Here is a 25,714-nt window from a genome sequence, read left to right as displayed (position 1 = left end):
TGGGGTCATGCTCTGGTGGATGTGGATCGTGCTGTGGGTCGCGCTGGTGGCCGTCAGCGTGATCTTCCTCGTCGTCGTCGGCTTCCGCGTCTTCCGCCGCGGAATGCGAACACTCCGTGAATTCGGGGAAGCCATGGACCGCCCGCAGGTGGACGCGCCCTCCGCCGACGCCGACGCCGACGCCGCCGACGCCGCCGTCGACGACGGAGCGGCAGCGGCCCGCCCGGGAGCGCCGGGCATCCCCGTCCCGGCCGTCTTCACGGCTCCGGCGACGGTCCGCGCGGCCCGGGACCTGGCGAGGACCCGCCGCATCGACGACCGCCGCGCGCGCCGCGTCGCGAAGCGGGCCGAGCGCGAACAACCACAGCTCCTGCAGGACATGCCCCACCTGTGAACTAAACTCGAGGGTGAACCAACGAGAGGAAATGGGCATGAGGCTCGAAGGCTGGCACATCGTCATCATCATCGTTCTTGCGATCGTCCTGTTCGGCGCGCCGAAGCTGCCCGGACTGGCACGGAGCGTGGGACAGTCCCTGCGGATCTTCAAGTCCGAGGTGAAGCAGATGAAGGACGAGAACAACACGGGTGAGACCGGCACGGATCCCGTGGAGGGCCGGGTGGTGAACACTCCCGCGCCGCACACCACCGCGCAGACCTACACGCCCACCTACCAGGCGCCTGCTCCGCAGCCCGTCCCGCCGCAGGGTGCTGCGCAGCAGCCCCACACCACGTCCCCGGCCACCGATGCCCGGGTCTCCGGCACCGACGCCCAGGGTTCCGCGGGTCCGTCGCAGCAGAGCGGTAGCTCGCACACCAGCCAGTAGGCAGGATCTCCTTTCGTGTCACCCGCATCGGCGCGCAAGCGCGGCAGGAAGGCCAACCCCGAGGGGCGGATGGCCCTGAAGGAGCACCTCCGCGAGGCCCGTAACCGGCTGTTCAAGTCCGCGGTCGCGGTGATCGTCGCGACCGTGCTGGGCTTCTTCGTCTACGAGCCGGTCCTGCGCGCCCTGGCCGCCCCGATCATCGCGATCAACGAGCAGGAGGGCCGCACGGCGTCGCTGAACTTCGACAGCGCGGCCTCCCCGTTCGACCTCCTCATCCAGGTCTCGGTGTTCCTGGGCCTGGTGCTCTCCAGCCCGGTCTGGCTGTACCAGCTGTGGGCGTTCATCACGCCGGGGCTGAAGACCAAGGAACGCCGGATCGCGCTGGCCTTCATCGCCGTCGCCTTCCCCCTGTTCCTCGCCGGCATCGCCCTGGCGTGGCTGATCCTTCCCAACGCCGTGCGGGTGCTGACCGAGTTCACGCCGGAGGACTTCTCCAACTACATCAGCGTCTCGGTGTACTTCGCGTTCGTGCTGCGGCTGATGCTGGCCTTCGGGATCGCGTTCCTGCTCCCCGTGGTGTTGGTGGGCCTGAACATGGTGGGCCTGATCTCCGGCCGGCAGGTCCTGAAGGCCTGGCGCATCACCGTGTTCCTGGTCTGCCTGTTCGCCGCGATGGCGGCGCCCGGCGGAGACGCGCTGAGCATGTTCTACCTCGCGGTGCCCCTGCTGCTGCTGTTCTTCCTCGCGATCGGACTGTGCCTGCTCAACGACAAGCGGCGGGCCCGCCGCACCGCGGCCCGCGAGGCCGCCGTCGACGCCACCGCCGACACCGCCACCCCCCTCGACGCCCTCTAGGCCGAGGCACGCGGGAACGCCCTCCGGCAAGCGAGGTCCCCGGCCGGGCCCGCCGCCGGGCACCGCGTGCCCGGTACCTGCGGAGCGTCTAGGCTGGAATGATGAACACCCCCGCGGAGAGATACGCAGCTGCAAGGGCCCGCACGAACCACTCCCGGACGCAGCTGTTCCATTTCGAACAGACCCTCGACTTCGAGCTCGATCCGTTCCAGCGGGAAGCGTGCACCGCACTCGAGGCCGACAGGGGAGTGCTCGTCGCGGCACCCACCGGGGCCGGCAAGACGGTGGTCGGCGAATTCGCGGTCTTCATGGCGCTGCAGCACGGCCTCAAGGCCTTCTACACCACGCCCATCAAGGCGCTCAGCAACCAGAAGTACTCGGAGCTGGCCGCCGTACACGGCAGCGACCGCGTAGGACTGCTCACGGGGGACACGAGCATCAACGGTGATGCCGACGTGATCGTGATGACCACCGAGGTGTTGCGCAACATGCTCTACGCCAATTCGGACGCCCTGGACAACCTCGGGTACGTGGTGATGGACGAGGTGCACTACCTGGCCGATCGCTTCCGCGGCGCCGTGTGGGAGGAAGTGATCATCCACCTGCCCACCGAGGTGAAGCTGGTGTCCCTCAGTGCCACCGTGTCCAACGCGGAGGAATTCGGCGCATGGCTCGACACCGTGCGGGGGGACACCGACGTCGTCGTGTCCGAGCACCGGCCCGTTCCCCTCTGGCAGCACGTCATGGTGGGCCACGACCTGGTGGACCTGTTCGCCGGCGACGTCGCCTTCGACGAGGCGGCGCCCGCCGGGGCGGAAGCCGGCGCCCGCGACCAGTACGACGTGAACCCCGAGCTGCTCGAACTGGCCAGCAGCGAGATCCGGATGAACCAGCGCGCGGGGTGGGGTGCCGGCGGCCGGCGCGGCAGGCAGCGCAACGGCCGGGGCGGGCCGCCCCCGACGACGATGGTCCGCCGGGCCACGAGGCCCCAGGTGATCGCGGCCCTGGACCGCTCGGACCTGCTCCCGGCCATCACCTTCATCTTCTCCAGGGCCGGGTGCGAGGCCGCCGTCACCCAGTGCCTGCACGCCGGCCTGTGGCTCACCACGGAGGACGAGCGCGACGAGATCAGCGAGACCGTCGACGCCGCCACGATGGACATCCCCCGGGACGACCTCGAGATCCTCGGGTTCTGGACGTGGCGCGAAGGCCTCATCCGCGGCTTCACCGCCCACCACGCCGGGATGCTGCCGACCTTCAAGGAAATCGTCGAGAAGCTGTTCGCCGCGGGTCTCGTCAAGGCCGTGTTCGCCACCGAGACCCTCGCCCTCGGCGTGAACATGCCCGCCCGCACCGTGGTGCTGGAGAAGCTCGACAAGTTCAACGGTGAAGCCCACGTGAACGTGACGGCGGGGGAGTACACCCAGCTCACGGGCCGGGCCGGGCGGCGTGGCATCGACGTCGAGGGCCATGCCGTCGTCCTGTGGCAGCCCGGTACGGACCCGGGAGCCGTGGCGGGCCTCGCCTCACGGCGCACCTATCCGCTGAACTCGAGCTTCCGCCCCACCTACAACATGAGCATCAACCTCATGGCCCAGTTCGGTCAGGAACGGTCCCGGGAGATCCTCGAGACCTCCTTCGCGCAGTTCCAGGCGGACCGCTCCGTGGTGGGGCTCGCGAAGCAGGTGCGCAGCCGCGAGGATTCCCTCAAGGGCTACGAGAAGTCCATGACGTGCCACCTCGGGGACTTCCGCGAGTACGCGAACCTGCGGCGCGAACTGTCCGAGCTCGAATCGAGGGCGTCCCGGGACAGGTCCCGGACGCTGCGCTCCGCGGCCGAGTCCTCCCTCGAATCCCTGCGGCCCGGGGACGTGATCGACGTGCCCGGCGGGCGCAGCCAGGGGTTCGCCGTGGTGCTGGACGGCGACACGTCGAGGGAACCCCGCCCCACGGTCCTCACGCTCGAGACGCAGATCCGCCGCGTCGGCGTGCAGGACCTCGACGGGCCCGTCGAGGTGCTCTCGCGTATCCGCATCCCCAAGCACTTCAGCGCGCGCAGCCCGAAGGACCGGCGCGACCTCACCTCGTCCCTCCGGAATGCGCTGCAGGAGAACCGGCCGCCCCGCCAGGGTGCCGACCGGGTGTCCGCCGGGTACTCGGCGTCGGCAGCCGCGGAGGAACGCGCGATCACGGACCTCCGTCGCCGACTCCGCGCCCATCCCTGCCACGGCTGCAGCGAACGCGAACAGCACGCGCGCTGGGCCGAGCGCTGGGGGAAGCTGCGCCGCGAGACGGACAGGCTCGCCGGCCAGATCCGGGGCCGCACGAACACGATCGCCAAGACCTTCGACCGCGTCTCCGAGGTCCTCGGGCACTACGGCTACCTCGAATACACCGACGACGGCGTCGTCGTCAGCGCCTCCGGCCAGAAGCTCCGGCGGATCTACGGGGAGAAGGACCTCCTGATCGCCCTGTGCATCGAGGAGGGCGCGTTCAGCGACCTCGACGCCGCCGAGCTCGCCGCGGTCATCACCGTGCTCGTGTACCAGGCCAAGCGCGAGGAACGGGGCCTGCGCCCGGTCATGCCGAGCGTGGCGCTGGAAGGGTCCGTCGAGACGATCATCCGCCGGTGGTCGCAGCTCAACGACGTCGAGGAGCAGCACCGGCTCCCCGTCACCGGAGAACCGGAGCTCTCGCTCGTGTGGCCGATGTTCAAGTGGGCGCAGGGCCGGTCCCTCCAGGCCGCCCTGAGCGGGACCGAACTGGCGGCCGGTGACTTCGTGCGCTGGTCCAAGCAGGTCATCGACCTCCTCGACCAGCTCGCGAAGGTGCCCGACCTCCCTGGGAACCTGCAGCAGACCTGCAAGCGCGCGATCGCCCTGGTCCGTCGGGGCGTGGTGGCATACTCGAACATCAGCGAGTGAGTCCCCGCCGTCGGACACGCCCTCCACAGAAAGCCACCCAGCACCCCCATGCCAACTCCTGAGCGCCCCACGCCCGTCCTGTACCGCAACGGGTCCGTCTACAGCCCCGCCGACCCCTTCGCCACCGCCATGCTCGTGGACGGCGGGACGGTGGCGTGGGTCGGAACCGAGCACGCCGCCGCCAACCTCACCGGCCCGGGCGTCCGGACCGTGGACCTCGACGGCGCCCTCATCGCCCCCGGGTTCGTGGACGCACACACGCACACCACCGAAACGGGCATCGCCCTCGGATCGATCGACCTCACGGGGTGCCGTTCACTGCAGGAACTGCTCGATGCCGTGTCGGCTGCGGCGTCCTCCGGCGCCTCCACGATCCTCGGGTTCGGCTGGGACGAGTCCCGGTGGCCGGAGAACCGGGTGCCGACCGCCGCGGAGCTCGATCGCGCCGGCGACGGCGCCCTCGTCTACCTCGTGCGCGCCGACATCCACTCGGCCGCCGTCTCGGGCGCGCTGGCGGCGGGCCTCGGCCTCGCGGGCACGGACGGCTGGGACGACGGCTTCGTGGTCCGGGACGCCCACGAAGCCGCCCGCCGGGCCACCCGGAGCCTGTCGGCGGAGCAGCGGCGCACGTACCAGCAGGCGGCCCTGCTCCATGCCGCCTCCCGCGGCTACGTCGCACTCACGGAGATGGCCGCCCCGCACATCGCGCCCCTCGAGGACCTGGAGACACTGCTCTCCATCGACGGCCCGGCACGCGAGCTGCCGTTGCCCGAGGTCATCCCCTACTGGGCGCAGCTGACGTCCTCGCGGCAGGAGGTGCGCGAGCTCATGCTGGGCTTCGGCGGACGCCTCGCGGGTCTCGCCGGGGACCTCAATGTCGACGGGTCGATCGGTTCCCGCACCGCGGCCCTCCGCGACCCCTACGGCGACGCGCCCGGGAGCCGGGGCACCCTCTACCTCGGCGCGGACGACGTCGCCGGTCACCTGCTCGCCGCGACGGCCGAGACGGTCCAGGCCGGCTTCCACGTCATCGGGGACGCCGGGCTCGACGTCGTCCTGCAGGGTCTCGAGCGGACAGCACGGGAACTGGGTGTGGACGAGGTCCGCCGCGCCCGCCACCGCCTGGAACACGTGGAACTCGCCGACGACGCCGCGATCGCCTCCCTCGTGCACTACGGCGTGGCCGTCAGCGGTCAGCCGGCCTTCGACGCTCTCTGGGGCGCCGAGGACGGCCTGTACGCCCAGCGGTTGGGGGAGCGGCGCACGGGCATGAACCGTTTCGCCTCGCTCCTGTCCGCGGGCGTGCTCGTGGCACTGGGTTCCGACAGCCCGGTCACGCCGCTCGACCCCTGGGCCTCGGTGCGGGCCTGCCTCCGCCACAGCAACGCCTCGGAGACCATCTCGGCGCGTGCCGCGTTCATCGCCCACACGCGCGCGAGCTGGCGGCTCGCCGGACGCAGCCCCCTGATGGGACAGCTCGCGCCGGGGACCCCCGCTTCCTTCGCGGTCTGGAAGGTCGACGAGTTGATGGTGCAGACCCCGGACAACCGGGTACAGTCCTGGAGCACCGACCCCCGGGCGGGCACGCCGCTGCTGCCGGCGCTCGATACCGAGAACGCACCGGAGTGCCTGGAAACCGTCCACGACGGGCTCCGCCTGTACATCGCCAGGGGCTTCGCGGACGCCTGACGCCGCGCCCGCCACCTCACATCCGGTGGAGGAACCGAACAGCCCCCTGACCTGCACCGGAACACGTTTCCGCAGGTCAGGGGGTTGTTGACACGCCCTCCACAGCACGTAAGCTCTTGAGAACGGGTTAGAGGAACTCCTGCGGGAGGGAACCTGGCTGGTCTCCGCAAAGCGCAATGCATCGGCCTTCTCTTGTGGCGCGCGTTGCCCATCTCACCGGAGCCGGCATTCGAAGGGCAGGTCCACACGCCAGTAGAAAACGATGGCCGCACACTGCGGGCACCGGTACGAAGGTGTGCGGGCCTGCCCGACCGTGCCGCCCGAAGACTGTGCGGCCGCCGTCGCCTATACTGCAGACTGGCTCCGGGTCCGGAGCAGTCCTGCGCGATGCGCATCCCGATGGAAAGGCCCACCTGCGTGCGAGTCGTCACGATCATCCCCACGTACAACGAGATCGAGTCGCTGCCGGTGACCCTGGCGCGCCTGCGCGCCGCCGTGCCGGCCTCGGACGTGCTCATCGTGGATGACAACAGCCCGGACGGCACGGGTGACCTCGCCGACCGGGCGGCCACCGCCGACGACCAGGTGCACGTGCTGCACCGCAAGGGCAAGGAGGGCCTGGGCGCGGCCTACATCGCCGGGTTCCGCTGGGGCCTGGAGCGGGACTACGACGTCCTCGTCGAGATGGATGCCGACGGCTCCCACCGGCCCGAGCAGTTGCAGGGCCTCCTCGACGCGGTGCACCGGGCCGACCTCGTGATCGGCAGCCGCTGGGTCCGCGGCGGCAGCGTCGTCAACTGGCCCCTGCACCGGAAACTCCTCTCGCGCGGTGGAAGCACCTATTCGCGTCTCATGCTGGGCCTGCCGGTGCGCGACATCACCGCCGGGTTCCGCGCGTTCCGGCGCTCCACGCTCGAGGCGCTCGACCTCGCGGCGGTGGACTCGGTGGGCTACGGCTTCCAGGTCGACATGACCTTCAGGGTCGCGCGCCTGGGCCTGACCATCGTCGAGGTACCGATCACCTTCGTGGAGCGGGAGCTCGGGGACTCGAAGATGAGCGGGAACATCGTCGTCGAGGCGATCGCCAACGTGACCCGGTGGGGCCTCCGGGCACGCTGGGCGAAGCTCAGCGGCCGGGCCTGAGACCGGGACGACAGCACAAGAAAGGCACCCGCCGCGGCGGGTGCCTTTCCCTTCGGAGCGTGTGCGGCCTAGGCGGACCGGCGCTCACCGCGACGCTCGCGGAGGATCGTCAGGCGATCCTGCAGGATCTGCTCGAGTTCCTCGACCGAACGGCGCTCGAGGAGCATGTCCCAGTGGGTACGCACAGGCTTGTCGTTCGAGGTGTCGGGCTTCTCGCCGTCGACGAGGAGGGCTTCCTTGCCGGTCTTCGAGACCCAGGTCGCCGGGATGTCGGCCTCGGAGGAGAACGTGACGAACACCCGTTCGCCGTCCTCGCACCGGTACTCCACGCGCTGTCGGGGAGCGGGCTCGACGCCGGACTCCGTTTCCATCGACTGCGCACCGAGGCGCATGCCGCGCAGGCTGCGATCGCTCATGTTGTTCTCCTAGTCACCCTTGCCCCCGTCGCCGGGGACCGTTGCCGCTGTTGTTTCACCGGACGTATCGACCGGTCCGTGCCGCCGGCACAGGCCGGGACCGTCGCCGCCGGAAGGCGACGCGGAAGCTGTCTGCATAACACCGCGCGCCTCGGTGTTGTTCCTGCGGGCGCACGGGTAAACATCTAACTATACAGGGGAGCTGCTCACGTGCGGGTCGCGAGCTCCGGTCCGTCGGATGGCGAGTCGGGTGTGGTGGTGCCCAGGACGTTGCCGATGCCCTTCAGCGCCTCGCCGACCTCGCTCGGGATGATCCAGAGCTTGTTCGCGGAGCCGTCGGCGAGTTTCGGGAGGGTCTGCAGGTACTGGTAGGCGAGGAGCTTCTGCGTCGGATTCCCCTTGTGGATGGCGTCGAACACCTTGTGGATGGCCTGGGCCTCGCCGTCCGCCCGGAGGATCGCCGCCTTCGCGTCGCCTTCGGCCGCGAGGATCGCGGCCTGGCGCTGGCCTTCCGCCGTGAGGATCTGCGACTGCTTGGTGCCCTCAGCGGTGAGGATGGCCGCGCGGCGGTCACGCTCGGCGCGCATCTGCTTCTCCATGGAGTCCTGGATGGAGTGGGGCGGGTCGATGGCCTTGAGTTCCACGCGTCCCACCCGGATCCCCCACCGGCCCGTCGCCTCGTCGAGGACGCCGCGGAGCTGGCCGTTGATCTGGTCGCGCGAGGTCAGGGCCTCTTCGAGGTTCAGGCCGCCGACCACGTTCCGGAGGGTCGTCGTCGTCAGCTGTTCGACGGCCTGGATGTAGTTGGCGATCTCGTAGGTGGCCGCGCGGGGGTCGGTGACCTGGAAGTACACCACGGTGTCGATGGACACCACCAGGTTGTCCTCGGTGATCACCGGCTGGGGCGGGAAGGAGACGACCTGCTCGCGGAGGTCGAGCAACGGCAGGAGCCGGTCCACGAACGGGATGAGGATCGTGAGTCCGGGATTCAGCGTCCGCTGGTACTTGCCGAGGCGCTCGACCACTCCCGCGCGCGCCTGCGGGATGATCCGCACGGACTTCACGAGGATGACCAGGACGAAGATGATGAGGACGATCAGTAGGAGGGTGACCCCGATCGTTCCTGCGGAGGCGTTCATGTATCCCCTTTGTTGTGGTGGGTGCGCTCCGCCCGGCCGTCCGGCCGGAGAGCGTGACAGCTAGCGGCGCGCGATCACGGCTCGGCGACCGGAGGGGCGGGGCGCTCGGATGCGGGCTCGACGACGGCCGTGGCGCCGTCGATCCTCGCGACGGCCAGGCGGGCCCCGACCGGGAGGGAGGCGCCGTCGGCCGACCGCGCCGTCCAGGTGTCCCCGCCGATCTTCACGGTGCCGGAGTGCGCGGTCACGGGCTCGAGGGCGACGGCCGCGGCACCCACGAGGCGGTCGATGTTGTTCAGCTGGTCCTCCGGGCCCCTCTTGAGATGGCGGACCGCCACGGGCCGGACGAGCAGGATCATCAGGAGGGACACGACCGCGAAGACGACGATCTGGAGGACGAGGCCCGCGCCCATGAAGTAGGCCACCAGGGCAGCCATCGCTCCGACGGCGAGCATGATGAAGAGCAGGTCGAGGGTGAGGGTCTCCACCACGGCCAGTCCCAGGAACAGGACCAGCCAGAAGATCCAGCCGTTGGCGATCATCCAGTCCATCGAGCAATCCCTCCCCTTGGCGCACCTGATGGGAGCGCTGTTCCCATCATGGCAAACGGGTCCGCCATAACCTAGGGATCGGTGGCCCCGATCGCGGAGTTGTTACCCATCCGTGCCGTCGGCGGGAAGGGTACCGCACCCCTCGACGCCCCCGGCCCGTCCGGCGAGGGCGAGGACCTGCACGGTGAAGCGCGCAGCCACCTCCACCGGGGCGCGCTGCCCGTCGGGCGTCGTCGTGCCCGCCGCGCCCGGGTGGTGCGCGGCGGGGCCCATCACGAGCGCCGAGCGGGCGAGGTCCCGCGGCAGGGTCATGGTGTAGTCGAGGTCCTCGCGTCGCGTCTCCACGAGGGCGCCGTGGAAGGCCGCCCGCACGTCGTCGGCCTTCTGGGCCGGCACGGACAGGAGCGGCCCCACCTCCTCGAGGCCGGCGAGGTGACCCGGCCGCGGGGTGACGACCACGAGGCGGCCGCCGGGTGCCAGTACCCGCACGAACTCTCCGACGTTCCGCGGCGCGAAGACGTTGAGGAGCACGTCCACCGACGAGTCGGCCAGGGGGAGCGGTCGCCAGACGTCCCACACGATGCTGACGCCGCCCGGAAGGCGCCGCGCCGCGCGGCGGAGGGCGATCTTCGAGATGTCGAGCGCGACGGGGAACAGACCGGGCACCGCCGCGGCGAGGCCCTCCAGGTAGTAGCCCGTCCCCGCCCCGGCGTCGAGCGCCACCGCCGGGGCCCCTGCGCCCTGCACGGCGGCCGCGACCACCGATTCGCGCAGCGGCGCATAGTGGCCCGAGCCCAGGAACGCCTCCCGGGCCTCGACCATCTCGGCCGTGTCACCCTCGAACGGGGAGCCCTTGCCGGTCAGCAGGTTGACGTAGCCCTGGCGTGCCGCATCGAAGCGGTGTCCGTGCTCGCAGGCCAGGGTGCGGCCGACGCCCTGCAGCGCGCGCGTGCAGACCGGGCAGGTCAGGAGGTGCAGGGGGAGTGCGGGCATCGTCCCATCCTAGGCAGGGGACCGCGGCTTACCCGTTGACTCAGGCCACTGTTTCGGGTCTGATCGGGAGGGTGAAACCTGACCAGATAGAACTCCTGACCACCACCGGCGCCCCGACCCTCCACCCGGACGGCACACGGCTCGTCGTCGCCGCGACCCGCCCGGACCTCCGCGCCGACTCCTACGTCGGCCAGCTGTGGGAGATCCCGCTCGACGGCGGCCCCCGTCGTCGTCTGACCCGCGGTTTCCGCGACACCGCACCGCGCTACTCGCCCGACGGCGAGCTCCTCCTGTTCCTCCGGGCGGTGCCGGAGGGCAAGCCCCAGCTGTTCGCCGTTCGTGCCTCGGGCGGGGAGCCCGTCCAGGTGACGGACCAGCCCCTCGGGGTGGGCCGGTTCGACATCTCCCCCGACTCGCGGACGGTGGTCTTCGCCGCGCGGGTGCCCGAGCACGGGCGTTACGGGACGATCGACGGCGTCGGTGCCGGGCTGGAGGATCCGCGCCTGGTCACGCAGTACAAGTACCGGATGAACGGCCTCGGCTACGTCACGGACAAGCGCTCGCAGCTGTTCTCGGTGGCGATACCCCATCCGGATGCGGAACCCTTCGTCGCAGCGGTGGGCCGCCTGAAGGAGCAGCACAAGGAAGGCCCGGGCGCCCTCGAGGACGAGGGCGCCGTCCCGAAGGCGACCCGGCTCACCACGGCCGACGCCGACCACGTGGAGCCCGTCTTCTCCGCGGACGGCCGCAGGATCTTCTTCACCGCTGCACTCCAGCCGGACGCGGACTCGACGCTCGTGACCGACGTCCACTCGATCGACCTCGACGGCGGGGATTCCCGGCAGCTCACGAACCAGGGCGGGGACACGCGCCTCGGCTGCGGCGCACCGCGTCCGAGCGCCGACGGGGCCTCGCTGTTCTTCCTGGCCACGGACCTGTCGCCGTCGGGCCTCGACTTCGTCGCCCGCAACACGGCCCTCTACGTCCTGCCGCTGGGGGACCCGCAGGACGTCCGGCGCCTGACCGATCCGGAGACGATCGACTTCGGGGACGTCCAGGAGATCATGCCGGACGGCCCCGACTCCGTGCTCGTGTTCAACCGCTCCCGTGGGATGGGGGAGCTCCTGCGCGTCTCCGCCGGCGGGGTGTCGGACACCCTCGTCACGGGGCCCACCGTCGTCGACGGGGCCGCATCGACCGGCAGCACCGTCGTCGTCTCCTACACCGACCCGGGGACGTCCGGGGACGTCGCCGTCGTCGAGGGCGGCTCCCTGCGTACCGTGTCCGACTTCTCGGCCGCCCTGCGCGCCGACACGCGCGTCGGCGAGCTGCAGGAACGCACCTACACCGGGCCCGACGGCACCCCTGTGCACGGGTGGGTCGTCCTGCCCGAGGGCGAGGGACCGCATCCGGTGCTCCTCGTCATCCACGGCGGACCGTTCGCCCAGTACGGCTGGGGGTACTTCGACGAGGCCCAGGTGTACGCGGCAGCCGGCTACGCCGTCCTGCTGTGCAACCCGCGCGGGGCGTCCGGCTACGGCCAGGCCCACGCACGCGTGATCAAGGAGGCCATGGGCACCGTGGACCTCGACGACGTCCTCGCCTACGTCGACGGCGCGCTCGCCGACTTCGAAGCCCTGGACAGGGAACGGCTCGGCGTCATGGGGGGCTCCTACGGCGGCTACCTGACGGCATGGACCATTGCCAACGACCACCGCTTCCGGGCGGCCATCGTGGAGCGGGGCTACCTCGATCCGCCGTCCTTCGTCGGCTCGTCCGACATCGGCTGGTTCTTCTCCGAGGAGTACACCGGCACCGATCCGGCGCACGTCGTGGGGCAGAACCCGTTCGCGAAGATCGCCGACGTGCGGACGCCGGCGTTCGTGATCCACTCCGAGGAGGACCTGCGGTGCCCGATCGAGCAGGCCCAGCGGTACTACACGGCCCTGAAGAAGCAGGGCGTGGAGACGGAGCTGCTCGTGTTCCCGGGGGAGACGCACGAGCTGTCCCGGTCGGGGTCGCCGTGGCACCGTAGGCAGCGCTTCGAGCACATCCTCCGCTGGTGGGCGAAGTACCTGCCCACGACGGCGAACCCTCCGGTCGTCGCGGACCGGTAGGAGCGCGGGCCGGCGGGGTCAGAAGCCGAGGCCCCGCCGCGCCTCGTCGACCGTCGGCTGGGCCCACCGATGGTGCTCCTGGTTGGCGGTGAGCGAGCGCAGGATCGCCCGGTCGAGGTAGAGCATCCCGTCGAGGTGATCCGTCTCGTGCTGGACGATCCGCGCCGGCCAGCCCTGGAACCCCGTGGTGACGGTGCGGCCGTCCGGCTGCGTGTAGGTGGCCTCGATGCGGTGGTGTCGCTCGACGACCGCCTGGTAGCCGGGCACGGAGAGGCAGCCTTCGTAGAACGCATCACGCTTGTCCTCGACGGCCGCGTAGCGCGGGTTGATGAGGACGGTGAAGGGCAGGGGGGCGCGGGTCCGCGCCGCGGCGACCACCGGATCGGCGGTCCCCTGGTCCTCGAGGACGGCGATCCGCAGGGGGATGCCGATCTGCGGTGCGGCGAGGCCCACGCCCGGTGCAGCGTGCATGACACGGCGCATGGTGGCGATCAGCCGGACGAGGGTGCCGTCGTCGAGTTCTCCCTCGTAGTCCTGCGCGGGACGGCGCAGGACCGGGTGGCCGGCGGCGACGATCGGCGGGAGGTCCGCGGCGAGGACGGACTCGACGTGGGCTGCGATCGCCTCCCGCGGCAGCGGGGCGACGACAGGGGTCCGTGGAGCATCGGCGGTCATCCCTCCAGCAAAGCACAGACGCGGACACGAACGGGCGCCCGGCCCATTGCCCGGGGACGGCGGGAGGACCGAGAATCGGAGATGCCGCGCCGAGCCCGACGCCGCGGTGCCCGGCGGGATACCGGAACGGGCTCTCACACGGTCATTGGAGGCCCCATGAGCACCATCACCACCGACGTCGACCCGACAGCGGCGCATGCGGCGGACAGCCACGACCTCATCCGGGTCCGGGGTGCACGGGAGAACAACCTGAAGGACGTCACGATCGAGATCCCGAAACGCCGGCTCTCCGTCTTCACCGGCGTCTCGGGGTCGGGCAAGAGCTCCCTGGTCTTCGGGACCATCGCGGCCGAGTCGCAGCGGATGATCAACGAGACGTACAGCGCGTTCGTGCAGGGCTTCATGCCCACGCTCGCCCGGCCCGACGTCGACGTGCTCGACGGCCTGACCACGGCGATCATCGTGGACCAGGAGCGCATGGGAGCGAATCCCCGGTCCACCGTGGGCACCGCCACGGACGTCAACGCCATGCTGCGCATCGTGTTCTCCAGGCTGGGACAGCCGCAGATCGGCTCGCCGCAGGCCTTCTCCTTCAACGTCGCCTCCATCAGTGGGGCCGGCGCCGTCACGATGGAACGCGGCGGCACCACCATGAAGGAGCGTCGCAGCTTCACCGTCACCGGGGGGATGTGCCCGCGCTGCGAGGGGATGGGATCCGTGACGGACGTGGACCTCACCCAGCTCTACGACGACACCAGATCCCTTGCCGGGGGAGCGCTGACCATCCCCGGGTACAGCATGGAGGGCTGGTACGGGAGGATCTACGGCGGCTGCAGATTCTTCGACGCGGACAAGCCCATCCGCGAGTTCACGGAGCACGAGCTGAAGGACCTGCTCTACAAGGAACCGACCAAGATCAAGGTCGACGGCATCAACATCACCTATGAGGGTCTGGTCCCGAAGATCCAGAAGTCGATGCTGTCGAAGGACCGCGAGTCGATGCAGCCGCACATCCGCGCGTTCGTGGACCGCGCCATCACCTTCACCCGGTGCCCCGCATGCCACGGCACCCGGCTGAGCGAGGCCGCTCGTTCCTCGAAGATCGGCGGCATCAGCATCGCCGATGCGTGCGCCCTGCAGATCAGCGACCTCGCCGCCTGGGTGCGGGGGCTCGACGAGCCGTCGGTCGCGCCGCTGCTGTCGGCGCTGGGGGAGACCCTCGACTCCTTCGTCGAGATCGGGCTCGGCTACCTCAGCCTCGACCGTCCGTCCGGCACGCTCTCCGGGGGTGAGTCCCAGCGGACCAAGATGATCCGCCACCTCGGGTCCTCGCTCACGGATGTCACGTACGTGTTCGACGAGCCGACGATCGGCCTGCATCCGCACGACATCCAGCGCATGAACGACCTGCTGCTGCGCCTGCGGGACAAGGGCAACACGGTGCTGGTGGTCGAGCACAAGCCCGAGATGATCGCGATCGCCGATCACGTCGTCGACCTCGGCCCGGGTGCCGGCACGGCCGGAGGGAGCGTCTGCTTCGAGGGGTCCGTGGAGGGCCTGCGCCGCAGCGGCACGCTCACGGGCCGCCACCTCGACGACCGCGCCGCCCTGAAAGCGTCGGTGAGGCCGCGCCACGGCGCGCTGGAGATCCGGGGGGCGTCGGCGCACAACGTGCGCGACGTCGACGTCGACATCCCGCTGGGCGTCCTGTGCGTCGTCACGGGTGTGGCCGGATCCGGCAAGAGCTCGCTCATCCACGGGTCGGTCTCCGGGCGGGACGGCGTGGTCGCGGTGGACCAGGGGGCCATCAAGGGCTCGCGCCGCAGCAACCCGGCCACCTACACCGGGATGCTCGAGCCCATCCGCAAGGCGTTCGCGAAGGCCAACGGCGTGAAGCCGGCCCTGTTCAGTGCCAACTCCGCGGGCGCATGTCCCACCTGCAACGGCGCAGGGGTCATCTTCACGGACCTGGCCATGATGGCGGGCGTCGCGACGACCTGCGAGGTGTGCGACGGCAAGCGGTTCATGGCCGAGGTGCTGGACTACGCCCTGGGCGGCAAGGACATCAGCGAGGTCCTCGCGATGCCCGTCTCGGACGCCGCGGCGTTCTTCGGGACCGGCGAGTCGAAGGTGCCCGCGGCCGCGGCGGTCCTCAACAGGCTGTCCGACGTCGGGCTGGGGTACCTGAGCCTCGGGCAGCCGCTGACGACGCTGTCCGGCGGCGAGCGCCAGCGCCTGAAGCTCGCCACCCACATGGGGGAGAAGGGCGGCATCCTGGTCCTGGACGAGCCCACCGCAGGGCTCCACCTGGCCGACGTCGAGAACCTGCTGGGCCTGCTGGACCGCCTGGTGGACGCCGGGAAGTCGGTCATCGTCATCGAGCATCATCAGGCCGTCATGGCGCATGCGGATTGGATCATCGACATGGGCCCGGGGGCCGGCCACGACGGCGGCGCCATCATCTTCCAGGGCACGCCGGCCGACCTCGTCGCCGCACGCTCGACCCTCACCGGGCGCCACCTGGCGGAGTACGTCAAGGACTAGCGTCGCGCTCGCGGGCCGCGGAGACGGCGTCGAGGATCCCCTGGGCGGTCTGCGCTGCGTCCTGTTCGGTGCCGAGCAGCGAGCCGTGCGTCGCCCCCTCGATGACGCGGTGCAGGGAGTCGCCCGACAGCGCGGCGAGGGCGTCCTGCGAAGCGGCCCACCCCGGCCTGGTCCCACGGCCCGCCGACAGCACGACCAGGGGCTTGCCGTCGAAGGTCCGCAGCTCCGCGGCCTGGTCCACTGAGGACCCGGCGAGGAGGTACTCGTCGACCGTGCTCCGCAGGTGGTCGGCCGACTCCACACCGAGGAGGCGGCCGACTCCGAGCCGACCACCGGCGGCGACGAGCGCGGAGATCCGCTGCGTCGTGTCATCGGGGTCCGCCGCTCGCGCCGGGTCGGGAGGCGGGTCCGATGCCGGCGCGGTCGAATCGACCAACACTAGACCGGCCACCTCCTCGGGGTAGCGGGCGGCGAAGGTGAGGGCATACAGACCGCCGAAGGAATGGCCTGCCAGCACGTAGGGGCCGGGCTCGTCCGCGAGCTGCAGCAGCGTGTGCAGGTCGGCGGCGACCCGCGCGCCGTCCTGCGGGACGTCCGACGGGTCGCTCCACCCTCGCCCCGCGCGGTCGTAGACACAGACCCGGGTCTCGCGGGCCACGGCGGGGGAGACCAGGGCCAGGTCCGACGACGCCAGGCCCGCGCCCGGTTCGATCACCACGGTGGGCCCGCCGGACCCGGTGCAGTGCAGGTACAGGCGGTGCCCGCCGACGTCGATCAGCCGGCCCTGCTCCGGGATGCTTCCGGCACGGACGGCGCCCCGCACGGTCTCGTACCCGCCGGTCAGTGACGCGAGGACCAGCAGCGCGATCACGGGGTAGAGCAGCATGCGGGCGCCCCTGCTCCGGAGCTGCCGGTGGATCCTCGACGCCGTCCAGATCATCAGCACCAGGAGGGCGGGAGGCCAGATCCAGGCGAGCGCTTCCCGCATCGGGGCACCGAACACGATCAGGAGCAGACCGCCCAGGCCCATGAACACCGCGGGAACCCTGGCCCACCCCTGCGGCTGGTCGGAGAATCTCACCGACAGCACCGCCACCAGGGCCCACCCGAAGGCGAACCCGAGGAGCAGGGCCCCCGTCACGCCGCTTTCCGTCGCCGAGATGAAGGGAGCGGCCGCCAGCACCAGGGCAAGGAGGAGCCCCGCCCCCGACGCGCCGGCCACCAGCCACCCGAGGCGCGCCTTCCGGAGGGGATCGGGGCGGTGCGAGGCAGTCAGGGCATCTCGGTCCATCGCCCGAGTGTACGTACGGTCCCCTCGACGTGCATCCTCCCGAAGACGTCCTCTCCGAGGCGTCCGCGGCTCCCGCGCGTCCTACCGGGCGAGGGCCTGCAGATCGGCGCGGCTGATGCCGAGGCGGTCGATGGCGCGGGCGGTGGTCCCGTAGTCGAGCCGTGCGGCCGACGCGATGATGTCGACGGCGCGCAGGGGCGCTCGCCGTGCCCGGGCACTCCTGCGCGCGTCCTGGAACACGGCCTGGGCGGCAGAGGTGCTGTGCAGGGCACCCCGCGGTTCCTCGTCGATGGGAGTGCTGGTTCCGGCGACACCGAGGGATCCCAGGGCATCCGCATGCACGGCGATCACGGCGGCGCGGAACCGCGGCCCGTCGAGCGGGAGGGGGGCGAGCTCGGAGCGGTCGAGGTCTCCGCGATCCAGCGCGGCGATGACCAGGTGTTCGGCGCCCATCTCCGGGTCTCCCAGGTCGTGCGCGATGCGTTCTGCGGCGGTGAAGAGCGACTTCATGAAGGAGACGTCGGAGACTGCGGTTCTGATGCCCATGATGATCCTGTTCAGTCGTAGGAGGGTCGGCGATGGCCGGGGGAGAGCCTCTTGTGTGCAGCCTGTGCGCTGAGGTTCAGCGCAGCACCGATCTGGGCCCAGGTCCATCCCTGGGCCAGGGCCTCGTCGACCGCGGAGCGCTCGAGGGATGCGGCGAGCCGGCGGAGGGCGACGACAGCAGCGAGAGCGTCCGCCGGTGTTTCGGGAGGAGGCGGCGAGGTGAGGTCCATGACATCAACTTATGTTGATGAGATCGGGGTGTCAACATTTGTTGATGACCGGGGTTCCCGTGGGAGGAAGTCCGCAGCACGGCGGGGGAGTACCCCTGGAGTGGTTGCCGGTTACTCCAGGGCCGAGGTGAGCCGCGCGACACCGTCGAGGCTGGTGGACGAGAGCGGTTCCCGTGCCCACTCGTCGCGGGTCAACTCACTCGACACGGACCGGTAGTGCTCCTCGACCTCGCGCATCCGTTGCACGAAGACGCGGCCACGCACCAGGAGCGACACTTCGAGATCGAGGTTGAAGGAACGAATGTCCATGTTGCTGGACCCGATGACCGCGATGTCGTCGTCGATCGACAGGTGCTTCGCGTGCAGGATGTACGGCGCCGGGTAGCGGAAGATCCGCACCCCGGCATCGAGGAGCTCCCCGTAGTAGGAACGCTGGGCGTGGAAGACCGGACCTTGATCACCGATCTCCGAGACGAAGAGCTGGACATCGAGGCCGCGCTGGCAGGCGGACGTGATGGCGTACATCATCGCCTCATCGGGGACGAAGTACGGGCTCGTGATGATCACTCGTCTCGACGCCCCGTACATCAGGGACAGGAACAGGCGCAGGTTGTTCTCGGTCTCGTAGGACGGTCCGCTCGGCACCACCTGGCACTCGATCGCATCCGGGGACCGATCGAAGACGGCACTGCGAACAGGCAGATTCGCAGTCGGCGATGCCGGATCGAGCTGTTCCCCGGTCTCGGTCAGCCAGTCCGAGTGGAACACGGCGTTCAGACCGGCCACCACCGGTCCCTCGAGCCGAGTCACCAGCTCCTGCCACTGCAGACCGCGTCTGATGTTCTTCGGAGCGTTGTAGCTGCGGTCGATCAGGTTCTGCGAGCCCATGAAGCCCACCCGCCCGTCGACCACCACCAGCTTCCGGTGGTTGCGGAGGTCGGGCCGTTGATACTTGCCCTTCAGTGGCATGACCGGCAACATGTAGCTCCATTGCACGCCGATGCGGTCGAGTTCAGCGAAGGTCTCCTTGCTGTGCACTGTTCTCGCGGAGGAGACGTGGTCGGCGAGCAGGCGCACCGTGACGCCACGGCCGACGGCGGCTTCCATCGCTGCGAAGAAACGTCTGGTGGTGTCGTCGAAGGACACGATGAAGAACTCCACGTGCACGAACCGCACTGCAGTGTCGATCTCTGCGGCCATGGACTCGATGGACTGTCGATAGTCGCCCAGGAGAGTGCCGGTATTGCCGCCGACGACCGGGATGCCGCCCAGCAACTGGTTCTGTCGGGTGACATTGGCGAACCACTCCGGCCAGCTGTCGCGTTGCGGGGTCAGGTCGAGTCCTTCAGCAGCCGCAGCGATCAGAGCGGTGATCCGCTTCTGTTCCGCGCGGCGTCGCTTGGGCAGTTTGGGCGAGCCGATGACGAGGTAGACCACTACGCCGACGACCGGGAGCAACACGATGGCCAGAAGCCATGCCATTGCCGCCGTGGGCTTGCGCCGCTTCGGAATGACGATGAGCGCAACGATACAGACGGCAAGGTGTGTGAGCACCCCGATGATCCACACGAGGTTCGTGCTGAGTACCGGATCCATCAGTCCGCCTCTCCGTGGTCGGTGATGAGGTACCGCCGTCGAGGGATCATCGGTCCACGCTAGGGTGATGCGCCGCCTCTCACATCACCCCCGGGGAATGACGTGGGACGCGGGCCCGAGCGCTACCGTCGACGCATGGTGGTCGGTGATCCACGAGGGAGCACTCATGCGGGCTGCGCTGGGCCGGGTGCTCGCCGCTGCCGTAGCTGCCGAGGTGAGGTCCGCGCCGACCCTCGCGACCCTTCCGCTTCCTTCTCACCCCCGGAGTCGACATGACGACCGACGTGCCAGGCCTACCCGGATCCCGACGCAGGGGACGAAGGCCGCCCAGGCGGGCGGCCTCGGCGTTGGCGGAACGCTGGACGAGGATCGACGGGGTCGACGTCTTCTACCGGGAATCACCGGCCCGGCCCGACGCGCCCGCCATGATGCACGTGCACGGCTTCGGCCTGTCCGGCCGGTACCTACTGCCGACGGCGGAACGTCTCCGCGACGAGTTCCATACCCTGGTCCCCGATCTTCCGGGGTTCGGACGCAGCGGGAGGGCGGTGGACCCCCTCGACGTGCCGGATCTCGCCCACGCGGCCGCCAGGTTCCTCGATGACCGTCACGTCACGTCGGCCACGCTCGTCGGCAATTCGATGGGCTGTCCGGTCATCTGCGAGTTTGCCTACCGCTATCCCGAGCGCCTGGACCGGGCGGTCCTCGTCGCGCCGGCCGGGGGAGCGTACAACCAGCCGCTACGACGCGCCGTGCGGCAGCTCGCTCGCGACGGCGTACGCGAGCCGGTCGGGATGTTGCGCGTGGCAGCTCCGGACTATCTCAGGTTCGGCGTTCCCAGCACCGTCAGGATGTTCCGCGCCCTCACCCGATACCCGTCCCTCGATCGGTTGCTGGCCTTGAAGGTCCCGACCCTGGTGGTCATCGGCGACCGGGATCCGCTGATGCCGAGCCCCGACCGGGTCCGCGAGGTCGCGAGCCGCACGGACAACCACGTCCTCGTGGTGATCATGAAAGGGGCTGCGCACGCGATCAATTTCAGCAACCCGGGCGAACTCGCTCACGTCATCCGCCAGTTCATGGCAGATCAACCGATCGTCGACGATCCTGAGGAGCCGGGGTACTCCGAGTCCTATGAGATCCACCGTGGGACCCTTCACCCGCACCATGGATCACAGACCTAGCGACAGGTGGAGAGTTGTCGGCCCGGCGCTGCGACGGGGGTCGGCAGAACTACCGCCGGCCGTACCTCTTGTGGACGGCCTGCTTGGACACCCCGAGGCTCTGCGCGATGGCTTCCCACGAGAGCCCGGACTGGCGAGCACTACGGACCAGCCCGGCCTCACTGCGCGCCACCTCCCGCTGGAGCTCGGCGACGATCCGCAAAGCCTCCGCCGGCCCCTTACCATCCATCGATCCGACAAGCGTCTTCATCCTGTCCACCTCCATTCGTCAATGATAGTTGACGAATGGAGGTGGAGGCAATCGAGCGGCTCATCAGGCCGCCGGGAATCGATCCTGCGCGAGGACCCTGCCGATCCGCTGCGAACCGGCCATGGACGCACGCTTTGGGGCGCGCATGGAGCCGGCCCTCCGATGCAGCATGTGACTCCACACAGGTCGGTCGGGTGGTCACCCGTGTGGAAATATCCGGCAGTGGAGAAGCCGGCGGGAACCCCTCTCGAGGCTTTTCCTGAATCGCCGATAATCTACATTATGTCAACTAATAGCGAGCGACACCTCTACCCCGGCGGAGTCCCGACAACATGCGCATCGCGATCCTCGTGTCCTGTCTCGATCTAGGTGGCGAAAATCTCACTATAAGTGGCGGAATCCGACTCGAGCATGTTTGTCGCAGAAGACATGGCGGACCGCGGGATGATCGTGCTTCTCATATCCAGGGCAACACGACTGGCACCTCGATTTTCGCTTCCGGGATACGCCCACCGGCAAGGAGCAGAGTGAACGGGGCGTCCGAGAACCACCCCCTCTCCGGCATTGATCGTCTGCCAGGTTGGTTGTAGCCTCCTCTATAGGGGCTTGCCGGCACCGCGCCATCATCACTTGGTGCGTCGTCGCAGGTTAGTGCAGGGAGCAAATATGTGCTCGTCCAAAGCCCCTTCCCATGTAACTCAGGTTCACTTCCGGCTGGCTGGTGAATCGCGCGTCAGATGCGAACCCGCCACTGATGACCTTGCTGGTTACAAACTTGAGAACTCGGAACCTGCCCGGAAATTCTACTCTTGGCCGCATAAGCGCAATCACGAGGGTTACTGGTGGTCTTCTACTACGCGAACTCACCTTCGCTTCGAGTCCTACCTTGAGCGCGATGCCCTGATATGGCTCGACTCTGAAACGTCGGTAGTTGCCATTGCATCACAGCCGTTTTTGCTCGTATGGCCGCGCGGAACACTGGGACACCGCGATCACGTTCCGGACTTTTTTGCACGCTTGTCAAATCGGAGCGGGCTCGTTGTAGATGTTCGAAGCCCCACTCTCTTAACCCCAGAGACATTGACTCAGTTCGAACTTACTCGGCAACTCTGCCTCAGCATCGGCTGGGAGTACAAAGTCTTCATTGGACTAGCATCTTCCTCAATTCGTTCGCTCCAGTGGCTTGCAGCCTACCGGCGGGATCAATTCATTCCGGACGAAGATTTGCGTGCAGCGATCATCACTGCGTTTAGACATCCACTACAACTGGATGCGGGCTTGGAATTACTCGAGGCAGATTCGTCCCATGACCGTGCCCGGCTCAGGACGAGCATCTACCATCTCCTCTGGACAGGAGGACTGCAGACCAACCTCACCACTCCCCTGTCTTTGAGCTCGGTGGTCTGGTCATGAAGAGTCTGCGGCGTGAGCAAAATCTCGAGTTTGAGGGCCGACAATGGAGAGTCGCTATCATCGACGGAACAAACGTCGTGTTGCGGTCCCTCAGCGGCGACAAAGCGCGGAGGCTGCCGGTCATCGAACTACTCAACGCAGAATCATTCATACCTGAGTATCCCGACCAACTTCCGGACTTAAGTGGAAGTGCTGTTCTTGAAACCCTTCACCAGGAGGAGCGAGAGCGGGTTGCGTTTCTACATAAGCACGTTGTCGAAGTCGCTACAGGCAAACCTCCCCTTCTAGACTGCGGAGACGAACCGGTGATCCGCGCCGAATACGATTCCGCGCTCCCGCTTGAGCAACGGCTGCAAAGCAAAGTGTCTGAACTGAGCTCCACTTCTCGGCCACTGTCAATTCGGAGCCTCCAGAGGTACATGCACCGGTATCGCGAGACTGGAATTGCCGGTTTGGTGGACAGGAGGACTGCCAAACTTTCCTCGACCACAGGTCGCGTTGATCCACGAGTCGTCAGCCTTCTTGAAGATCTCGTCGTCGGCCAGACATTTGTTTCCACCGGGACCCGATCCCGGGTACTGAACGAGCTCAGGTATCAAGCCAAGGCGGAAGGCCTGCCCGTTCCATCTCGCGCTACCTTGTACCGGCTCGTGTTGAACCTTTCTCGGAATCGCCACTCCTTTGGATTGGCTCCGACCCGGAGGAGCCAAGCGAACCGACCATCGGGAACGTACCGACGACAAGCCCCTACGCGACCGGGTGAACTGGTCGAGGTAGACAGCTCTCCGTTGGACGTAATGGTCATCTTTCCCGACGGAACGACTGGACGGGCCGACCTCACCATCGCTTTGGACGTGGCGACCCGCACGGTGTGCGCTGCGATACTCCGAGCCAAGGCAACGAAGAGCATTGATGCGGCAGTATTACTCGCACGGTCGATTACTCCCCTACACATGCAGCCTGGTTGGCACGAATCGATCTCTTTCTCACGATCGATCCTGCCACCGGAGATGCTCATGCAAGAAACGGAACTCAACCTTCATATCGCTGCTCGACCAATAATCATCCCTGAGTCAATTACCGTGGATCGAGGCAAAGTTTATGTGGGCAGAACTTTCTTGCTGGCTTGCGAAACCCTTCAAGTCAACCTCACCATAGCCGCGACAAATACGCCGACCCACAAGCCTCATGTCGAGAGGTCCTTGGAGTCAATAAATACCGGTTTCACCCAATACCTTCGGGGGTACCTTGGTGGATCGGTTGCCCTCCGCGGTAAGAACCCCGAAAAGGAAGCACTTTGGTCGGTTCCGCAGGTTCAGGACCTTCTGGACCAGTGGCTCATGTCAGTGTGGCAGAATAAACCGCACCCGGGTTTGCGCCATCCTGCGATGCCTCTAGCTAATCTGTCTCCGAATGAGATGTTTCGAGCACTCAGTTCTGCGGCACCGACGATCAGCAGAGTTTTCACCCGCGATGATTACATCTCTCTGCTGCCACTCGAATGGCGGTCTCTCAACTACTACGGCATAAACTTTCACTGCCTAATTTACGACAGTGACGAGCTTAGACCATACAGGGGTAGACGATCTGGCATTCACGGCGAGCCGGCGCGCGATCGCTGGCAAGTGCGGTACGACCCGTACAGAATGAACTCCATATTCGTGCGCGACCACATCCGGAAGGTGTGGCTCGAGGCCCAATGGACGCTGGCGGCCCACACTGCGGCTCCCTTCTCTCTCGAGATACTCCGCGCCGCAGTCGCTGCTTTGAAAACTCGCACCTCCACGCCAACCGGCAACGACGTTCTCGAACAAATCTTAAGAATTCAATATGGTGCCCTAAAAACATCGAAAGAAGCGACCGCTGCCAACAAAAATCGGCTAAATCTTCCAATTGTGCCGCCCGCCCAAAATGCTCTTCCTCGTGACATGCACACTGAACCCGACGAGAAACCACAAACGCCTAGGCGTCCCGCAAGGCCCGCCCGGCGAATCGATGAAGGCTGAGTCGTCCAATGGCCGTCCCAACTTCGCTATCCAGCTGGCGCGTGTTCGCTGCACGCACACTCGTCAAGCCTGTTACTCTGCGTCTCGACGAAGCGGCTTCGCTATCGCCAGAGGTCAAGGCAGATTATGACAATAAGCGGTTCGCTTGGCTCGCCGCCGATACGGTCCTTGAGACGAAGGACACGAAGAAGCTAGACCGCCTGGCAGCCATAAACCTGGCGCGAAACTACGCACCGACGGCCACCGCGCGGCGTGGCATCGCGATCTCTGGCGACTCCGGTCTTGGTAAGTCAACAGCGTCGCTGGTAATCGGCAAGTTGCATGAGAGAGCAATGCGCAAAAAAGTCGGTGACCCTGAGAACAACTTTGCCCCGGTCGCGTATGTGGTCGTACCGCCTGGCGCGACGCCGAAAGGAATGATGCTTTCCTTCTCCCATTTTCTTAGCTTGCCGGTGCCCCACCGAGCGACAGCTCAGGAGGTTGCGAACCAAGCGGCTGCCGTGTTGCGTGAGCTGCGGACCTCACTTGTTATCGTTGACGAGGTGCATAACCTACAGACCCAGCGAAGTGCCGGAGCTGAGGCCGCCTCTGCCCTAAAAACCTTCTCCGAGACACTCGATGCGACCTTCATTTATGCAGGCATTGACCTTCCGCGAAGTGACCTATTTCGAGGTGACATGGGGAGGCAGTTGAAGGGCCGGATGGTGCTACATGAGATGAGCCCGTACGGCTTCGGCAACCACGAGCAACGAATGGCATGGACCGACCTGGTCCTCGGGTGCGAAAGCCTACTGCCGCTGGCTAACCATCCAGAGGGATCTCTTGAACCGCTGGCAACCTACATCTTTGACCGGTCGGGCGGGAGCATCGGATCCCTGCGTGCCCTCCTATCGGATGCGGCTATCGCCGCCATCTTGGACGGTTCAGAACGGGTGACGCGGAAGCTCCTCGAGAGTATAAAGACTGACCTTCAAGCAGAAGAATTTGCACCTTAACAACGGCCGAAGGTCCATCTGCGATGCTCGTCTTCCATAAGATTCGATAATGCGCATCCACCCCCTTCCCATCCAGGTGCGTATCTACGACGGTGAAACTTTAGCGAGCTATTCCCATCGACTAGCGGCAGCAAATTACACTACTCCAGACTCGATCGACCTTCGATTACGAGAGTGGGGACTTGTTCCGTCCCGAGCTCGGGACCACCCGAGGAGGGTCCAAGCATGGCGTGAACTTGGAGATCTGCACCCGAGTACTTTCACGATCCCCGATCGAATCGGTAGGAGTTTCATTACTGACAGGGAGCTTTGTAGCCGATGCACGCAGGGCAA

22 protein-coding genes are annotated in these 25,714 nt (G+C 67.6%); 12 read left to right on the top strand and 10 right to left on the bottom strand.

From position 1 onward, the window contains the following. Positions 1 to 7: 7 nt before the first annotated feature. From AC4D2E_RS06475 to AC4D2E_RS06450, 6 genes are all read left to right on the top strand, one after another. Positions 8 to 394, top strand: a complete 387-nt coding sequence (locus AC4D2E_RS06475; RefSeq protein ID WP_490952015.1) for a hypothetical protein — start codon at positions 8 to 10, stop codon at positions 392 to 394. 37 nt (positions 395 to 431) lie between these two features. Next, positions 432 to 824 (top strand): Sec-independent protein translocase subunit TatA, encoded by a 393-nt coding sequence (gene tatA, locus AC4D2E_RS06470; RefSeq protein WP_490952014.1) that lies wholly within the window; start codon positions 432 to 434, stop codon positions 822 to 824. A gap of 69 nt (positions 825 to 893) precedes the next feature. Further along, complete coding sequence (gene tatC / locus AC4D2E_RS06465; protein ID WP_104165002.1) at positions 894 to 1,679, top strand: twin-arginine translocase subunit TatC; 786 nt, start codon at positions 894 to 896, stop codon at positions 1,677 to 1,679. Between the two features lie 101 nt (positions 1,680 to 1,780). Next, on the top strand, positions 1,781 to 4,603 hold the full coding sequence (locus tag AC4D2E_RS06460; RefSeq protein WP_490909351.1) for a DEAD/DEAH box helicase: 2,823 nt from the start codon (positions 1,781 to 1,783) through the stop codon (positions 4,601 to 4,603). Positions 4,604 to 4,651: 48 nt separating this feature from the next. Further along, entirely contained in the window at positions 4,652 to 6,292 is a 1,641-nt protein-coding gene (locus AC4D2E_RS06455; protein ID WP_490952013.1) for an amidohydrolase, read from the top strand. Between the two features lie 417 nt (positions 6,293 to 6,709). After that, positions 6,710 to 7,435 carry a polyprenol monophosphomannose synthase gene (locus AC4D2E_RS06450; protein ID WP_490952012.1) on the top strand — a complete coding sequence of 242 codons (726 nt, stop codon included), beginning with the start codon at positions 6,710 to 6,712 and terminating at the stop codon, positions 7,433 to 7,435. Between the two features lie 68 nt (positions 7,436 to 7,503). Here the strand turns inward: AC4D2E_RS06450 and AC4D2E_RS06445 are convergent, their stop codons facing one another. The 4 genes from AC4D2E_RS06445 to AC4D2E_RS06430 form a co-directional block, all read right to left on the bottom strand. Beyond that, a complete protein-coding gene (locus tag AC4D2E_RS06445) occupies positions 7,504 to 7,851 on the bottom strand; it encodes an RNA polymerase-binding protein RbpA (RefSeq protein WP_043445375.1) in 348 nt (115 codons plus the stop codon). 206 nt (positions 7,852 to 8,057) lie between these two features. Next, entirely contained in the window at positions 8,058 to 8,990 is a 933-nt protein-coding gene (locus tag AC4D2E_RS06440) for an SPFH domain-containing protein (RefSeq protein ID WP_104165008.1), read from the bottom strand. A 74-nt stretch (positions 8,991 to 9,064) separates the two neighbouring features. Further along, positions 9,065 to 9,541, bottom strand: a complete 477-nt coding sequence (locus AC4D2E_RS06435) for an NfeD family protein (protein WP_104165010.1) — start codon at positions 9,539 to 9,541, stop codon at positions 9,065 to 9,067. A gap of 102 nt (positions 9,542 to 9,643) precedes the next feature. Next, the gene (locus AC4D2E_RS06430; protein ID WP_490952011.1) at positions 9,644 to 10,534 is read right to left on the bottom strand and encodes a putative RNA methyltransferase; all 891 of its coding nucleotides are present in this window, start codon (positions 10,532 to 10,534) and stop codon (positions 9,644 to 9,646) included. 71 nt (positions 10,535 to 10,605) lie between these two features. Between AC4D2E_RS06430 and AC4D2E_RS06425 the strand changes: the two genes are divergently transcribed. After that, positions 10,606 to 12,651 (top strand): S9 family peptidase, encoded by a 2,046-nt coding sequence (locus AC4D2E_RS06425; RefSeq protein WP_490952010.1) that lies wholly within the window; start codon positions 10,606 to 10,608, stop codon positions 12,649 to 12,651. An 18-nt stretch (positions 12,652 to 12,669) separates the two neighbouring features. Here the strand turns inward: AC4D2E_RS06425 and AC4D2E_RS06420 are convergent, their stop codons facing one another. Continuing rightward, on the bottom strand, positions 12,670 to 13,326 hold the full coding sequence (locus AC4D2E_RS06420) for a peptide deformylase (RefSeq protein WP_104165015.1): 657 nt from the start codon (positions 13,324 to 13,326) through the stop codon (positions 12,670 to 12,672). Between the two features lie 156 nt (positions 13,327 to 13,482). On the opposite strand from AC4D2E_RS06420, the gene AC4D2E_RS06415 reads away from it, so the two are divergent. After that, positions 13,483 to 15,870, top strand: coding sequence for an ATP-binding cassette domain-containing protein (locus AC4D2E_RS06415; RefSeq protein ID WP_490952009.1), 2,388 nt, complete (start codon positions 13,483 to 13,485; stop codon positions 15,868 to 15,870). Here the strand turns inward: AC4D2E_RS06415 and AC4D2E_RS06410 are convergent. From AC4D2E_RS06410 to cls, 4 genes are all read right to left on the bottom strand, one after another. Further along, positions 15,860 to 17,161, bottom strand: a complete 1,302-nt coding sequence (locus AC4D2E_RS06410; protein ID WP_490952008.1) for an alpha/beta fold hydrolase — start codon at positions 17,159 to 17,161, stop codon at positions 15,860 to 15,862. The two genes, AC4D2E_RS06415 and AC4D2E_RS06410, sit on opposite strands and share 11 nt — an antisense overlap. Positions 17,162 to 17,242: 81 nt before the next feature. Continuing rightward, complete coding sequence (locus AC4D2E_RS06405) at positions 17,243 to 17,707, bottom strand: hypothetical protein (protein WP_490952007.1); 465 nt, start codon at positions 17,705 to 17,707, stop codon at positions 17,243 to 17,245. Between the two features lie 11 nt (positions 17,708 to 17,718). Then, positions 17,719 to 17,937 carry a hypothetical protein gene (locus AC4D2E_RS06400; RefSeq protein ID WP_104165022.1) on the bottom strand — a complete coding sequence of 73 codons (219 nt, stop codon included), beginning with the start codon at positions 17,935 to 17,937 and terminating at the stop codon, positions 17,719 to 17,721. Positions 17,938 to 18,048: 111 nt separating this feature from the next. After that, a complete protein-coding gene (gene cls / locus AC4D2E_RS06395; protein ID WP_490952006.1) occupies positions 18,049 to 19,533 on the bottom strand; it encodes a cardiolipin synthase in 1,485 nt (494 codons plus the stop codon). A gap of 272 nt (positions 19,534 to 19,805) precedes the next feature. Between cls and AC4D2E_RS06390 the strand changes: the two genes are divergently transcribed. Continuing rightward, a complete protein-coding gene (locus AC4D2E_RS06390) occupies positions 19,806 to 20,717 on the top strand; it encodes an alpha/beta fold hydrolase (protein WP_104165026.1) in 912 nt (303 codons plus the stop codon). Between the two features lie 49 nt (positions 20,718 to 20,766). Here the strand turns inward: AC4D2E_RS06390 and AC4D2E_RS06385 are convergent, their stop codons facing one another. Further along, entirely contained in the window at positions 20,767 to 20,982 is a 216-nt protein-coding gene (locus AC4D2E_RS06385) for a transcriptional regulator (protein WP_104165028.1), read from the bottom strand. 651 nt (positions 20,983 to 21,633) lie between these two features. Between AC4D2E_RS06385 and AC4D2E_RS06380 the strand changes: the two genes are divergently transcribed. The 3 genes from AC4D2E_RS06380 to AC4D2E_RS06370 are packed head-to-tail and all read left to right on the top strand — an operon-like array spanning position 21,634 to position 25,381. Continuing rightward, a complete protein-coding gene (locus tag AC4D2E_RS06380; protein WP_490952005.1) occupies positions 21,634 to 22,380 on the top strand; it encodes a TnsA-like heteromeric transposase endonuclease subunit in 747 nt (248 codons plus the stop codon). After that, positions 22,377 to 24,386, top strand: a complete 2,010-nt coding sequence (locus tag AC4D2E_RS06375) for a TnsB C-terminal domain-containing protein (protein WP_490952004.1) — start codon at positions 22,377 to 22,379, stop codon at positions 24,384 to 24,386. Before AC4D2E_RS06380 ends, AC4D2E_RS06375 begins: the two co-directional genes overlap by 4 nt. A 41-nt stretch (positions 24,387 to 24,427) precedes the next feature. Further along, positions 24,428 to 25,381 carry a TniB family NTP-binding protein gene (locus AC4D2E_RS06370; RefSeq protein ID WP_490952003.1) on the top strand — a complete coding sequence of 318 codons (954 nt, stop codon included), beginning with the start codon at positions 24,428 to 24,430 and terminating at the stop codon, positions 25,379 to 25,381. Positions 25,382 to 25,714: the final 333 nt, after the last annotated feature.

It is taken from the genome of Arthrobacter sp. TJ-265 (assembly GCF_058269135.1).
Note: the sequence above shows the minus strand (reverse complement) of the source record. Positions and strands in the feature narration are given on the sequence as shown.